Raw genomic sequence first — 13,378 nt, 5'->3', positions numbered from 1 at the left:
TATGAGCAACACAGAAAGCATTATCGTTGGCCAGACAAAAACGTCCTCCTGGCGTAAGTCTGATACCACCTGGACGCTTGGCCTGTTTGGTACCGCCATTGGCGCAGGCGTGCTGTTCTTCCCCATTCGCGCAGGCTTTGGCGGATTGATCCCGATCCTGCTGATGCTGGTTCTCGCATTCCCGATTGCGTTTTACTGCCACCGCGCGCTGGCGCGTTTGTGTCTGTCCGGCAGCAACGTCTCCGGAAACATCACCGAAACGGTGGAAGAGCATTTCGGTAAAACCGGCGGGGTGGTGATCACGTTCCTCTACTTCTTTGCCATTTGCCCGCTGCTGTGGATTTACGGCGTCACCATTACCAACACCTTTATGACCTTCTGGGAAAACCAGCTCCAGTTGCCAGCGCTGAACCGCGGCGTGGTGGCGCTGTTCCTGCTGCTGCTGATGGCCTTTGTTATCTGGTTTGGTAAAGACCTGATGGTGAAGGTCATGAGCTTCCTGGTGTTCCCGTTTATCGCCAGCCTGGTGCTGATTTCCCTGTCGCTGATCCCTTACTGGAACTCGGCGGTGATCGACCAGGTCAACCTGAGCGATATCGCCTTCACCGGTCATGACGGCATTCTGGTCACCGTGTGGCTGGGTATCTCCATCATGGTCTTCTCCTTCAACTTCTCGCCTATCGTCTCCTCGTTTGTGGTCTCCAAGCGCGAAGAGTACGAGCCAACGTTCGGTAAAGAGTTCACCGAGCAGAAATGTTCCAAAATCATCGGTCGCGCCAGCCTGCTGATGGTGGCTGTGGTGATGTTCTTCGCCTTTAGCTGTCTGTTTACGCTCTCTCCGCAGAACATGGCGGACGCCAAGGCGCAGAATATTCCGGTGCTCTCTTACCTGGCGAACCACTTTGCGTCAATGTCCGGAACTAAATCGACGTTCGCGACGGTACTGGAATACGGTGCCTCCATCATCGCGCTGGTGGCTATCTTCAAATCCTTCTTCGGGCACTACCTGGGCACGCTGGAAGGTCTGAATGGCCTGATCCTCAAGTTCGGCTACAAGGGCGATAAGAAGAAAGTTTCCGTTGGCAAACTGAACACCATCAGCATGGTGTTCATCATGGGCTCCACCTGGGTTGTGGCCTACGCCAACCCGAACATTCTCGACCTTATTGAAGCCATGGGCGCACCAATCATCGCCTCTCTGCTGTGCCTGCTGCCGATGTACGCCATCCGCAAAGCCCCGGCTCTGGCGAAATACAAAGGGCGTACCGAGAACATCTTCGTTACCGCGGTCGGCCTGCTGACCATTCTGAATATCGTTTACAAACTGTTCTAACCCATTGCTCAGGAAGAGCGGAGTCACATGATGATTGAGTTTCCGGTTGTACTGGTAATTAACTGCGGTTCGTCCTCTGTTAAGTTTTCGGTGCTCGACGCCAGCAGCTGCGACGCCCTGATGACGGGCATTGCAGACGGCATCAACACCGAGAAGGCCTTTATTTCCGTGAACGGGGGTGAGCCGGCCAGACTGGCTCACCAGGACTACGAAGGGGCGCTGGCTGCCATCGCCCTGGAGCTGGAGAAGCGTGACCTGATGAGCAGCGTGGCCTTAATTGGCCACCGCATTGCGCACGGCGGCGACCTCTTCAGCGAGTCGACCCTGATTACGGAAGCGGTGATTGAGCAGATCCGCCAGGTCTCTCCGCTGGCGCCGCTGCATAACTACGCTAACCTGAGCGGCGTGGAAGCCGCAGAGCGCTTGTTCCCGGGCGTGCAGCAGGTCGCGGTATTTGATACCAGCTTCCACCAGACGCTGCCGCCGCAGGCGTATCTGTACGGATTGCCGTACCGCTATTTTGAAGAGCTGGGCGTGCGCCGCTACGGCTTCCACGGCACCTCTCACCGCTACGTGGCCGCGCAGGCGCATACGCTTCTCGGGCTGTCCCCCGATGACAGCGGCCTGGTGATTGCCCACCTCGGCAACGGAGCGTCCATCTGCGCGGTGCGCAACGGCGAAAGCGTGGATACTTCCATGGGGATGACGCCGCTGGAAGGGCTGGTAATGGGTACGCGCTGCGGCGATGTGGACTTCGGCGCAGTGGCGTGGATTGCCCAGCAGACCGGGCAGTCGTTCGAGGATCTGGAACGCGTGGTCAACAAAGAGTCCGGGTTGCTTGGGATTTCCGGCATCTCCTCCGATTTACGCGCGCTGGAGAAAGCCTGGCACGCTGGCAACGAGCGGGCGCAGCTGGCTATCCAGACCTTCGTTCACCGTATAGCGCGACACATTGCCGGGCACGCTGCGTCACTGCACCGCCTCGATGGGGTGGTCTTTACCGGCGGTATTGGCGAAAACTCGACGCTTGTCCGCGCGCTGGTGGCGGAACATCTGAACGTGTTCGGCATCCGCCTCGACGACGCCAAAAATGCCCTGCCGGGCAGCGCGGGTGAGCGCGTGATCTCCACCGAGTCGTCCCGCGTGGCCTGCGCGGTGATCCCTACCAACGAAGAAAAAATGATCGCGCTGGACGCCCTCCGTCTTGGGAAGGTTACCCCGGCTGCGGCTTACGCCTGATAAAGCGAGAAACACATGAAAGTAACAATCGATACGGGCGTCGCGCCCTACAGCGACGCATGGGCCGGGTTTCGCGGTGAAGAATGGAAAAACGCCGTCAACGTCCGCGATTTTATTCAGCATAACTACACCCCTTATGAAGGCGATGAAGCTTTCCTCGCGCAGGCGACGCCAGCAACGACGGCGCTGTGGCAGAAGGTGATGGTCGGCATTCGTCAGGAGAATGCCACCCACGCCCCGGTGGATTTTGACACCAACATTGCCACCACCATTACGGCCCACGGGCCGGGCTATATCGACCAGGATCTGGAGACGATCGTCGGCCTGCAAACCGATAAGCCTCTCAAGCGTGCGCTCCATCCGTACGGCGGGATCAACATGATCCGCAGCTCGTTCGAAGCCTATGGCCGGGAGATGGATCCGCAGTTTGAATATCTCTTTACCGACCTGCGCAAAACCCACAACCAGGGCGTGTTTGACGTCTATTCGCCAGAGATGATGCGCTGCCGTAAGTCCGGCGTGCTGACCGGCTTGCCAGACGGCTACGGGCGCGGACGTATCATTGGCGACTATCGCCGCGTGGCGCTGTACGGGATTGCTTATCTGGTGCGCGAGCGTGAACTCCAGTTTACGGATCTGCAGGGCAGGCTGGAGCGCGGTGAGGATCTGGAGGCGACGATCCGCCTGCGTGAAGAGCTGGCGGAGCATAAGCGCGCGCTGCTGCAGATCCAGCAGATGGCGGCGAACTATGGCTTCGATATCGCACGCCCGGCGATGAACGCCCAGGAAGCGGTGCAGTGGCTCTATTTTGCCTACCTTGCCGCGGTGAAATCCCAGAACGGCGGGGCGATGTCGCTGGGGCGCACGGCCTCGTTCCTCGATATCTACATTGAACGTGACATGCAGGCAGGAAGGCTGAATGAAGTCCAGGCGCAGGAGCTGATCGACCACTTCATCATGAAGATCCGCATGGTGCGCTTCCTGCGCACTCCGGAGTTCGACACGCTCTTCTCCGGCGATCCGATCTGGGCGACGGAAGTGATCGGCGGCATGGGGCTGGACGGGCGCACGCTGGTGACCAAGAACAGCTTCCGCTATCTGCACACGCTGCACACCATGGGGCCAGCACCTGAGCCGAACCTGACGATCCTCTGGTCTGAACAACTGCCGATCGCGTTCAAGAAATACGCCGCGCAGGTGTCGATCGTCACCTCTTCGCTGCAGTATGAGAACGACGATCTGATGCGCGCGGACTTCAACAGCGACGACTACGCCATTGCCTGCTGCGTCAGCCCGATGGTGATCGGCAAGCAGATGCAGTTCTTTGGCGCGCGCGCCAACCTCGCCAAAACGCTGCTGTACGCGATCAACGGCGGGGTGGACGAGAAGCTGAAGATCCAGGTCGGTCCTAAAACCGAGCCGCTGCTGGACGACGTGCTGGATTACGACACCGTGATGGCGAGCCTCGATCACTTTATGGACTGGCTGGCGGTGCAGTACATTAGCGCCCTGAATCTCATTCACTACATGCATGATAAGTACAGCTACGAAGCCTCGCTGATGGCGCTGCACGACCGGGACGTCTATCGCACCATGGCCTGCGGCATTGCCGGGCTGTCGGTAGCCGCGGATTCCCTGTCGGCCATTAAATATGCCACGGTGAAGCCGGTGCGCGACCATACGGGACTGGCAGTCGATTTCGTGATTGAAGGGGATTATCCGCAGTACGGCAACAACGACGACCGCGTGGACAGCATTGCCTGCGACCTGGTGGAGCGCTTTATGAAGAAAATTCAGGCGCTGCGGACCTACCGCAACGCGGTGCCAACTCAGTCGATCCTGACCATCACCTCCAACGTGGTTTATGGTCAGAAGACCGGGAACACGCCGGACGGACGACGCGGCGGCACGCCGTTTGCCCCAGGCGCGAACCCAATGCACGGGCGCGACAGAAAAGGGGCGGTGGCCTCGCTAACGTCGGTTGCCAAACTGCCGTTCACCTACGCGAAAGACGGGATTTCCTACACCTTCTCCATCGTGCCGCAGGCGCTTGGCAAGGACGAGCTGGTGCGCAAAACCAACCTGGTGGGGCTACTGGACGGGTATTTCCATCACGAAGCCTCTATTGAGGGAGGGCAGCATCTGAACGTCAACGTCATGAACCGGGAAATGCTCCTCGATGCCATCGCGCACCCGGAGAATTACCCGAACCTGACCATCCGCGTTTCAGGTTATGCGGTGCGGTTTAATGCGCTGACGCGCGAGCAGCAGCAGGATGTGATTTCGCGAACCTTTACCCACTCTATCTAAACGTGAGCTCTCATGCCCCCTCAATGCAGGGGGCCTTTTTTTGTCCGCTAAACATACAAAATTGTTTATATAATTACTCACACATATTCATCCGCTCTTGAAAAACAATACCCCTGCTTTTCCCTATAACAGCATGTAAGGACAGTAAGATGATGAAAATGACCCGTATTGCGCTGGTCGCCGCCTCGCTGGCAGTGTGTAGTTTTACGGCACAGGCCGCGAACGTTGAGGCTGCTCCGTCTCCATCGCAGGATCCGCTGGTGCAGCACCTGAAGCTCAGCAATGAGCAGGTTACGAAGATTGAAGGTCTGCATAAGCAGCTGGAACAAAATGTCAGCAAGATCCCGATGACGGGCGTGAAGGACGGCGCGCTGATCGACATGTTCCAGGCGGGCAAATGGGACGAAAGCACGGTGAAAAGCCAGCTTGCTGCCTTTAGCAAAATTGAAGAGCAGACCCGTTATTACCGCGTGAAATATTACTTCGACGTCAGCCAGGTTTTGACGCCGGAACAGCGTAAACAGATTAGAACGGATATGGCTAACGCGCTGGCTAACTGATTTCCTACCCGCGCATAGCGCGGGTTTTTATTTCTTGATCGGCGTCACTTTTAGAAAATTAGCTTTTAATATCCCACTTCAGAAGCAAAATTTCCTCCAGAAGCAGAATATCCTTATTAATGTTGTGACCTTTTTCTCCCGCTCTCCGGATATGATCTTCCCACACCAATAACACTCACCTGCAACCATCTGAATCGCAATCGCTGGCGATCGGAAACTAATAAAAACAACTGTTTACCCTACAAAATAAGCGAGTGCCCAATGGATACGGCAACAAACAGCAGTATGATTGTGAGTGATTCCCCCGCGGCAAGGCGGGCGGGAATGAGTGAAAGCGAGTGGCGAGAGGCGATTAAATTCGACAGCACCGACACGGGCTGGGTCATCATGAGTATTGGGATGGCTATCGGCGCGGGGATAGTTTTTCTCCCCGTGCAGGTCGGATTAATGGGGCTGTGGGTATTTTTGCTCTCATCAATAATCGGCTATCCGGCCATGTATTTATTCCAGCGTCTGTTTATTAATACGCTGGCGGAATCACCGGAGTGCAAAGATTACCCGAGCGTAATTAGCGGTTATTTGGGTAAGAACTGGGGCATCTTATTAGGCGCGCTCTATTTCGTGATGCTGGTGATCTGGATGTTTGTCTATTCCACGGCCATTACCAACGACAGCGCCTCGTATTTGCACACCTTCGGCGTGACCGACGGTTTGTTATCAGATAATCCGTTTTACGGTTTATGCCTGATCTGCATTCTGGTGGCCATTTCGTCGCGCGGAGAAAAGCTGCTGTTTAAAGTCTCCAGCCTGATGGTGCTGACCAAATTATTCGTGGTAGCCGCGCTGGGGCTGTCAATGATTGGCCTCTGGCATTTAGCCAACGTGGGCATGCTGCCGCCGCTGGGACTGTTGATTAAAAACGCCATCATTACGCTGCCCTTTACCTTAACCTCCATTCTGTTTATTCAGACCCTGAGTCCGATGGTGATCTCATACCGTTCACGGGAAAAATCGGTGGAGGTGGCGCGCCACAAAGCGCTGCGGGCGATGAATATTGCCTTTGGCATCCTGTTTGTGACGGTCTTTTTCTACGCCGTCTCCTTCACGCTGGCGATGGGGCACGATGAGGCGGTTAAAGCCTACGAGCAGAACATTTCGGCTCTGGCGATTGCGGCGCAGTTTATCAGCGGTGATGGCGCGGGCTGGGTCAAAATCGTCAGCGTGATCCTCAATATCTTCGCCGTGATGACCGCGTTCTTCGGCGTCTATCTCGGCTTTCGCGAGGCGACGCAGGGTATCGTCATGAACATCCTGCGCCGCAGAATGCCGGCTGAGAAAATCAATGAAAACGCCGTCCAGCGCGGGATTATGCTGTTCGCCATCCTGCTGGCCTGGAGCGCGATAGTCCTGAACGCGCCGGTGCTGAGCTTCACCTCCATTTGCAGCCCCATCTTCGGCATGGTGGGCTGCCTGATACCTGCATGGCTGGTCTACAAGGTGCCAGCCCTGCATAAATATAAAGGCGTATCGCTGGTGATTATCGTCATCACCGGACTGCTGCTTTGTGTTTCTCCTTTCCTCGCATTCTCCTGAGGGTAATTAAGGTCGTAACGATGTCTGAGCAAACTCATCCTTTATGGAATCAATTTATTCGCGCGGTGCAGGAAGAAGTGAAGCCTGCCCTTGGGTGTACCGAACCCGTCTCTCTGGCATTGGCCTGTGCGATGGCCGCAGACCTTCTGCCGGGGGAGGTCACACGGATTGAGGCGTGGGTCTCGCCGAACCTGATGAAAAACGGGCTGGGCGTGACGGTACCGGGTACCGGTATGGTCGGGTTACCGATTGCGGCGGCGCTGGGCGCGATTGGCGGTAACGCGCACGCCGGACTGGAGGTGTTGAAAGATGCCACCGCCGATGCACTGGTCCGCGCCAAAGCCCTGCTTGAGGCAGGGCAAGTGCAGGTAAAACTGCAGGAGCCCTGTGATGAGATCCTCTATTCCCGCGCCTGCGTTCATGCCGGGGATCACTCGGCGATGGTGACCATCGTGGGCGGGCATACGCGGGTGGTGGAAGTGGTTTGCCAGGGGGAAACACGCTTTACGCTTGACGATCAACGGTGCCAGACGAATGACGATCCGCTGGCGGTGCTTTCAACTACTACACTGTCGCAGATCCTGGAATTTGTCGAGCAGGTGCCGTTTGAGGCGATCCGCTTTATCCTGCAGGCAGGGCGGCTGAACGATGCGCTCTCCCGCGAAGGGCTCAGCGGGAAGTGGGGGCTGCATATTGGCGCAACGCTTGATAAGCAGCGCGCGCGCGGATGGATGGCGCAGGATCTGGGGTCAGATATTGTAATTCGTACCAGCGCAGCCTCGGATGCCCGCATGGGCGGCGCGACGCTGCCCGCGATGAGCAATTCGGGCTCTGGCAATCAGGGGATCACCGCCACTATGCCGGTTGTGGTCGTGGCTGAACACGTTCAGGCTGACGACGAAAGGCTCGCGCGGGCGCTGATGCTGTCGCATCTGTCGGCGATCTATATCCATTATCAGCTTCCGCGCCTGTCCGCACTGTGTGCGGCGACAACGGCGGCGATGGGCGCTGCGGCGGGTATGGCGTGGCTGATGGGTGGCAGTTACCAGACCATCGCGATGGCGATTGGAAGCATGATCGGCGACGTCAGCGGGATGATCTGCGACGGGGCGTCAAACAGCTGCGCCATGAAGGTCTCAACCAGCGTCAGTAGCGCCTGGAAAGCGGTGATGATGGCGCTGGATGAGTCGGGCGTAACGGGCAACGAGGGGATTGTGGCGCACGATGTGGAGCAGTCAATCGCAAACCTGTGCGCGCTGGCGTGCCGCTCGATGCAGGCCACGGACCGGCAGATTATTGAGATTATGGCGAGTAAGGTGTCGTGAATTAATCCAACCCGTTACCCCTCACCCCGGCCCTCTCCCCAAAGGGGAGAGGGGTTGGGGTGAGGGGGATTTTTAAACCGGCAAATCAATCAGCAGCGCGCGCAGCGGCGTATCCGCCACCAGGGTGATATTCGCTTCATCACGAATAAACGCCCCGTCGCCGCAGGTTAGCGCTTCTTTCTCTTCCGTATGCGTCACCGCATGCACCGTACCGTGAATAGACTGCAAATAGGCGCGCGGGCCATGAAGCTGGAAGCTCGCCTGTTCACCTTTCTTCAGTTCGATATGGTGCAGCCACACCTGCTGACGCAGCTGCAGGCTACCTTTACTGCCATCCGGCGATGCAATCAGCTGTTGCTTATCGCCCGTTAAATCTAACTTCTGTACCAGCGGATTTTCCCGCTCAGGGCAGGCGTCCAGCCACAGCTGCATGCGGGTCAGCGTTTTGTCTTTGCTGAGGTTATGCTCGCTGTAGCTGATGCCCGGCTGCGTGGAAATTAACAATGCTTCGCCAGCCTTTGCCTGGACATGATTGCCCTCGCTATCGCGGTATTCTGCCTCGCCTTCCAGGATCAGGTTCAGGATATCGACTTTCGGGTACGTACGCGGCTGGAAGGAGGCGCCCGGGGCGAGCACTTCCTGGTTCAACACGCGCAATGAAGCGTAACCGAGGAGTTTAGGGTCAAAGTAGTGTCCAAAGGAAAAGGTGTAGCGGGCCTGCAGCCAACCGAAATCGGCTTGTCCGCACTGTTTAGCTGTTCTTGTCGTAATCATAAACTTGACCTCTCTTTACACTAAAACAATGGTAAAGGTATGGACGCTGCATTGTTAGCCAGATATTCTGCCTGGTATGTTCAAATTTCCTGAATGAGAACGAGATGGCTAAAGAGAGAGCATTGACGCTTGAGGCGCTTCGCGTCATGGACGCGATTGACCGGCGCGGCAGTTTTGCGGCGGCGGCCGATGAACTGGGGCGCGTTCCGTCTGCGCTGAGCTACACCATGCAGAAGCTGGAGGAAGAGCTGGACGTGGTGCTGTTTGACCGCTCCGGCCATCGAACAAAATTCACCAACGTCGGGCGGATGCTGCTGGAGCGTGGCCGCGTGCTGCTGGAGGCGGCGGACAAGCTCACGACGGACGCCGAAGCGCTGGCGCGCGGCTGGGAAACCCATCTGACGTTAGTTACCGAAGCGCTGGTGCCGTCAGAAGCGCTGTTCCCGCTGGTGGACCGCCTGGCAGCGAAGGCCAATACGCAGCTGTCGATCATCACCGAGGTGCTGGCAGGGGCGTGGGAGCGTCTGGAGACGGGCAGGGCGGATATCGTCATTGCGCCGGACATGCACTTCCGCTCATCGTCAGAAATCAACTCGCGCAAGCTCTACAGCGTGATGAACGTCTACGTTGCTGCCCCCAACCACCCGATTCACCAGGAGCCGGAGCCGCTCTCTGAAGTCACGCGCGTGAAGTATCGCGGCGTGGCGGTCGCGGATACCGCGCGCGAGCGTCCGGTGCTGACGGTGCAACTTCTGGATAAACAGCCTCGTCTGACGGTGACCTCACTGGAAGACAAACGGCAGGCGCTGCTGGCAGGTCTGGGCGTGGCGACGATGCCGTACCCGTTTGTGGAAAAAGATATTGCAGAAGGGCGACTGCGGGTCGTGAGCCCGGAGTATACCAGCGAAGTGGATATCATTATGGCGTGGCGTCGCGACAGCATGGGCGAAGCCAAATCATGGTGCCTGCGCGAAATACCCAAACTTTTCGCCCACCACAATAAATGAACGAGTAGGCCCGGTAAGCGTAAGCGCCACCGGGCGTTATTTTACGCGCCGACCTTAGGATCGGGGCCAAAGCGGTTTTCGCCCGGCGTCCCGCTCTGGCAGTTGAAAATCAAAATCACGATCCAGCCCACAATCGGGATCAACAGCAGCAATAGCCACCACGCTGAACGATCGGTGTCGTGCAGTCGACGGAACAGCACCGCCCATGATGGCAGCAGGACCAACAGGCCATAAATGGTGGTCAGCACGCCTTCACCGCCAGCCCGCTCCCAGCCGAGAATTTTATCCACAATGCCCAGCACCATGACGAGGATGAAGTTCACCAGAACGAACATCCAGTACTCTTTGCGGCGGGCGCGGCCACCAAATCCAATGTAGTTGCGCAGTACTTTTAAATACCAGTCCATTTTTCCTTGCCTCAATAGTCGGTCAATCACTTGTTTTTTAAGCAATCAAAGTAAGGATAGATGGAGATTGTGAATTAAAAAAGGGCATCTATTGATGCCCTTAATATTTATCCAAAACGGACGTCGCGCCCGTGAGGTTCATTCAGATCCTGCCACGGCCCAATGGAGATAATGCCCGTCGGGTTGATGGTTTTGTGGCTGCGGAAATAGTGGGTGCGAATATGGTCGAAGTCGACCGTCTCCGCGATGCCCGGCATCTGGTAGATGTCGCGCAGGAAACCATACAGGTTCAGGTAATCGCTGATGCGGTGCTTGTCGCACTTAAAGTGGGTGACATAGACCGGATCAAAGCGAACCAGCGTGGTCCACAGGCGAATGTCCGCTTCCGTGAGGCGATCGCCCGTCAGGTAGCGATGCTTGCCCAGGAGCTGTTCCAGGCGTTCAAGCGATTCAAACACTTTTCTAACCGCTTCGTCATACGCTTCCTGGCTGGTGGCGAAACCGGCCTTATAGACACCGTTGTTGACGTTGTCGTAAATCCAGCTGTTTAGCTCATCAATTTTCTCACGCAGCTCAACCGGATAGTAATCTCCGGCACGGGCGCCGTGGGCATCAAATGCGGTATTGAACATGCGGATGATTTCCGCAGACTCATTGCTGACAATCGTCTGGTTTTTCTTGTCCCACAGCACCGGCACGGTCACGCGACCGGTGTAATGCGGATCGGCGCGCAGATAGAGCTGGTACAGGAAATCGTGGTGATACAGTTCGTCGCCGGTCGCCGCAGGGAAATCACTGTCAAACGTCCAGCCGTTTTCCAGCATCAACGGGTTGACGACGGAAACCGGAATGAAGGATTCAAGACCTTTAAGCTTGCGCACGATCAGCGTGCGGTGGGCCCACGGACAGGCAAGGGAAACATAAAGATGATAACGGTCTTTCTCAGCCGCGAAGCCGCCTTCACCGCTAGGGCCTGGCGCACCATCGGCGGTCAGCCAGTTACGGAAGGCCGAAACAGAGCGCTTAAAGCGACCTCCGGTGGATTTGGTGTCATACCAGACATCCTGCCAGACGCCGTCTACGAGTTGTCCCATTTTTTCTCCTCCGTCAGATAGCAAAAGCGAGGAGATGTCTCCTCGCTTTGTGTTCATTCAGTATAGCGTGCTTACCATTTCTTATTCAGAACGCGGTCGATGCTGTATGCGCCCGGGCCAGTGACGGCCAGCAGCAGGAAGCCACCCGCGATGGTCAGGTTTTTCATGAACATCAGAGAGTTCACGCCTTCCGCAAAGTTGCTGTGGAAGATGAACGCCGTCAGCACGGTGAAGCCTGCAGTAAACAGCGCGGTGGTGCGGGTCAGGAAGCCGAACAGGACTGCCAGGCCGCCGCCGAACTCAAGAAGAATGGTCAGTGGCAACAGGAACCCCGGAACGCCCATGGCTTCCATATACTGCTGGGTACCCGCATAACCAGTGATTTTTCCCCAACCTGCCACGATGAACAGAATTGGCATCAGAATACGCGCTACCAGTACACCAACATCTTCTAATTTTTTCATTTTACTCTCCAGGAAACCACATCAGCGGCTGAACGTTATTTGTCTGCAATTCCGGGTAGATACCGCGTCGTTGCTGTCGATGGAGAGCATCATAAACGGGGCGGGTGGCAATTGTTAGCAAGGAAAACTGTCAATCTTTTTCAAAGATATTGAGTAAGGGAGGGGAGAGAATTTTGCCGGGTGGCGCTGCGCTTACCCGGCCTACGAGTGCAAGTAGGCCGGGTAAGGCGTAGCCGCCACCCGGCGAGAAGGCTAGCGTAATTGCTGCTGCCGCAACGTTGCTTTCACCAGACGCCAGGCGCTCCAGGCACCAAATCCACGACGCGCCCAGCGGATCAGCATGTTCGGATGACGAACGGACCAGATAGCCATCACGCTGCTGCCGACCAGCGCCCATGAACGCAGGCTCAGGACGGTATTCCAGCCCCGGTCAAACCGTCGCGTCGCGTCAATCCAGTCGCGACGGCTGGCAGACAGGTCCAGCCGTTGCTGCTGGATCTGGCTTAGCAGGTACGCTTTTCGCTTTTGACGTTCGGCTTTACCGCTCACGGCTAGTCATCCTCCAGCAGGGCGCGATCGTTCGCCAGCTCCTGACGCGTATGGCGCAGGAATGTGGACTTGCGCGCTTTACGCAGCGTCCAGATACCGCCGATCAACGCGGCGACCAGCAGAACGACGGTGGTGGCAATCATCGCGTTAAGACGATACTGCGGGTCAATGGCCCAGATGATTAACACCATCAGGCTCATCAGGCCAAACGCGGCGAAGAGCATGGTCAGCCCGAGCATCAGCAGCATCTGGAAGAGGTTCGCTTTCTCCTCTTCCAGCTCGACCACTGCCAGCCGGACGCGCGTTTCGGCAATCCCGACCAGCGTCGTTAAAATACGCTGGCCGATGCCGAGGACGTTGTTAGCAGGCCCTTGTGCGTGACGAGGATCTTCCATATCAACGACGCGTCAGCAGGACACCCAGTACCACACCCACTGCGGCACCAATCCCTACACCCGTCCATGGATTATCACGCACATATTCGTCCGCGCGGGCAGCCGCTTCACGGGTTTGTTTCGCCAGTGCATCACCGGTTTCACCCAGGCGATAACGGCTCTCCTTCAGCGCTTGCTCCGCCTTGCTGCGCAGCTTGCTGACCTCTTCTTTTGACTTGTCAGCAGAGGAGTTCAGCACCTCTTCAAGGGTATCGGCCAGGGATTTCAGTTCAGCGCGCAGATGTTCAGACGTCGTATCTTTTGACATGATTCTCTCTCCTGTTGAGAT

At 56.9% G+C, this 13,378-nt stretch carries 14 protein-coding genes; 7 read left to right on the top strand and 7 right to left on the bottom strand.

Going from position 1 to position 13,378, the window contains the following annotated elements; translation table 11 throughout:
• Window position 1 precedes the first annotated feature (1 nt).
• From tdcC to OTG14_RS19780, 6 genes are all read left to right on the top strand, one after another.
• Window positions 2-1,333: a threonine/serine transporter TdcC gene (gene tdcC, locus OTG14_RS19805; RefSeq protein WP_024906394.1), complete on the top strand. Its 1,332-nt coding sequence runs from the start codon at window positions 2-4 to the stop codon at window positions 1,331-1,333.
• Between the two features lie 30 nt (window positions 1,334-1,363).
• On the top strand, window positions 1,364-2,572 hold the full coding sequence (tdcD, locus tag OTG14_RS19800) for a propionate kinase (RefSeq protein WP_090418950.1): 1,209 nt from the start codon (window positions 1,364-1,366) through the stop codon (window positions 2,570-2,572).
• A gap of 15 nt (window positions 2,573-2,587) precedes the next feature.
• Window positions 2,588-4,882, top strand: coding sequence for a formate C-acetyltransferase (gene pflB, locus OTG14_RS19795; protein WP_024906396.1), 2,295 nt, complete (start codon window positions 2,588-2,590; stop codon window positions 4,880-4,882).
• A gap of 149 nt (window positions 4,883-5,031) precedes the next feature.
• Window positions 5,032-5,442 carry a Spy/CpxP family protein refolding chaperone gene (locus tag OTG14_RS19790; RefSeq protein ID WP_024906397.1) on the top strand — a complete coding sequence of 137 codons (411 nt, stop codon included), beginning with the start codon at window positions 5,032-5,034 and terminating at the stop codon, window positions 5,440-5,442.
• 261 nt (window positions 5,443-5,703) lie between these two features.
• Window positions 5,704-7,035: an SLC5/6 family protein gene (locus tag OTG14_RS19785; protein WP_208763284.1), complete on the top strand. Its 1,332-nt coding sequence runs from the start codon at window positions 5,704-5,706 to the stop codon at window positions 7,033-7,035.
• Between the two features lie 20 nt (window positions 7,036-7,055).
• Window positions 7,056-8,360, top strand: coding sequence for an L-cysteine desulfidase family protein (locus tag OTG14_RS19780; protein WP_267215655.1), 1,305 nt, complete (start codon window positions 7,056-7,058; stop codon window positions 8,358-8,360).
• Between the two features lie 72 nt (window positions 8,361-8,432).
• Here the strand turns inward: OTG14_RS19780 and OTG14_RS19775 are convergent, their stop codons facing one another.
• Entirely contained in the window at window positions 8,433-9,134 is a 702-nt protein-coding gene (locus OTG14_RS19775; RefSeq protein WP_023309295.1) for a pirin family protein, read from the bottom strand.
• Between the two features lie 104 nt (window positions 9,135-9,238).
• Here OTG14_RS19775 and OTG14_RS19770 point away from each other — a divergent pair, with 104 nt between their 5' ends.
• Complete coding sequence (locus OTG14_RS19770) at window positions 9,239-10,141, top strand: LysR family transcriptional regulator (RefSeq protein WP_032650335.1); 903 nt, start codon at window positions 9,239-9,241, stop codon at window positions 10,139-10,141.
• A gap of 41 nt (window positions 10,142-10,182) precedes the next feature.
• Here OTG14_RS19770 and OTG14_RS19765 read toward each other — a convergent pair whose 3' ends face one another.
• The 6 genes from OTG14_RS19765 to OTG14_RS19740 all read right to left on the bottom strand — a co-directional run bounded on the left by OTG14_RS19765 (window position 10,183) and on the right by OTG14_RS19740 (window position 13,357).
• Window positions 10,183-10,548: a DUF805 domain-containing protein gene (locus tag OTG14_RS19765; protein ID WP_024906401.1), complete on the bottom strand. Its 366-nt coding sequence runs from the start codon at window positions 10,546-10,548 to the stop codon at window positions 10,183-10,185.
• Between the two features lie 107 nt (window positions 10,549-10,655).
• Window positions 10,656-11,642 carry a glutathione S-transferase family protein gene (locus OTG14_RS19760; RefSeq protein WP_267215654.1) on the bottom strand — a complete coding sequence of 329 codons (987 nt, stop codon included), beginning with the start codon at window positions 11,640-11,642 and terminating at the stop codon, window positions 10,656-10,658.
• A 71-nt stretch (window positions 11,643-11,713) separates the two neighbouring features.
• The gene (locus tag OTG14_RS19755) at window positions 11,714-12,106 is read right to left on the bottom strand and encodes a DoxX family protein (RefSeq protein WP_023309292.1); all 393 of its coding nucleotides are present in this window, start codon (window positions 12,104-12,106) and stop codon (window positions 11,714-11,716) included.
• 252 nt (window positions 12,107-12,358) lie between these two features.
• Entirely contained in the window at window positions 12,359-12,655 is a 297-nt protein-coding gene (locus OTG14_RS19750) for a YqjK-like family protein (protein ID WP_024906403.1), read from the bottom strand.
• Between the two features lie 2 nt (window positions 12,656-12,657).
• Window positions 12,658-13,050: a phage holin family protein gene (locus OTG14_RS19745; RefSeq protein ID WP_023333540.1), complete on the bottom strand. Its 393-nt coding sequence runs from the start codon at window positions 13,048-13,050 to the stop codon at window positions 12,658-12,660.
• Between the two features lies 1 nt (window position 13,051).
• On the bottom strand, window positions 13,052-13,357 hold the full coding sequence (locus OTG14_RS19740) for an ElaB/YgaM/YqjD family protein (protein ID WP_008503141.1): 306 nt from the start codon (window positions 13,355-13,357) through the stop codon (window positions 13,052-13,054).
• Between the last annotated feature and the right edge of the window lie 21 nt (window positions 13,358-13,378).

Source organism: Enterobacter pseudoroggenkampii (genome assembly GCF_026420145.1).
GTDB classification, from domain to species: Bacteria; Pseudomonadota; Gammaproteobacteria; order Enterobacterales; family Enterobacteriaceae; genus Enterobacter; species Enterobacter pseudoroggenkampii.
The sequence above is the reverse complement of the archived record's forward strand: the minus strand, read 5'-3'. Positions and strand labels throughout refer to the sequence as shown.

What these genes read in the sequence shown, in the direction of transcription:
- pflB (WP_024906396.1), top strand. Translation starts at nt 2,588, where the DNA reads ATGAAAGTAACAATCGATACGGGCGTCGCGCCCTACAGCGACGCATGG.
- OTG14_RS19745 (WP_023333540.1), bottom strand. Translation starts at nt 13,050, where the DNA reads ATGGAAGATCCTCGTCACGCACAAGGGCCTGCTAACAACGTCCTCGGC.
- tdcC (WP_024906394.1), top strand. Translation starts at nt 2, where the DNA reads ATGAGCAACACAGAAAGCATTATCGTTGGCCAGACAAAAACGTCCTCC.
- OTG14_RS19770 (WP_032650335.1), top strand. Translation starts at nt 9,239, where the DNA reads ATGGCTAAAGAGAGAGCATTGACGCTTGAGGCGCTTCGCGTCATGGAC.
- OTG14_RS19755 (WP_023309292.1), bottom strand. Translation starts at nt 12,106, where the DNA reads ATGAAAAAATTAGAAGATGTTGGTGTACTGGTAGCGCGTATTCTGATG.
- OTG14_RS19790 (WP_024906397.1), top strand. Translation starts at nt 5,032, where the DNA reads ATGATGAAAATGACCCGTATTGCGCTGGTCGCCGCCTCGCTGGCAGTG.
- OTG14_RS19765 (WP_024906401.1), bottom strand. Translation starts at nt 10,548, where the DNA reads ATGGACTGGTATTTAAAAGTACTGCGCAACTACATTGGATTTGGTGGC.
- OTG14_RS19785 (WP_208763284.1), top strand. Translation starts at nt 5,704, where the DNA reads ATGGATACGGCAACAAACAGCAGTATGATTGTGAGTGATTCCCCCGCG.
- OTG14_RS19760 (WP_267215654.1), bottom strand. Translation starts at nt 11,642, where the DNA reads ATGGGACAACTCGTAGACGGCGTCTGGCAGGATGTCTGGTATGACACC.
- OTG14_RS19740 (WP_008503141.1), bottom strand. Translation starts at nt 13,357, where the DNA reads ATGTCAAAAGATACGACGTCTGAACATCTGCGCGCTGAACTGAAATCC.
- OTG14_RS19775 (WP_023309295.1), bottom strand. Translation starts at nt 9,134, where the DNA reads ATGATTACGACAAGAACAGCTAAACAGTGCGGACAAGCCGATTTCGGT.
- tdcD (WP_090418950.1), top strand. Translation starts at nt 1,364, where the DNA reads ATGATTGAGTTTCCGGTTGTACTGGTAATTAACTGCGGTTCGTCCTCT.
- OTG14_RS19780 (WP_267215655.1), top strand. Translation starts at nt 7,056, where the DNA reads ATGTCTGAGCAAACTCATCCTTTATGGAATCAATTTATTCGCGCGGTG.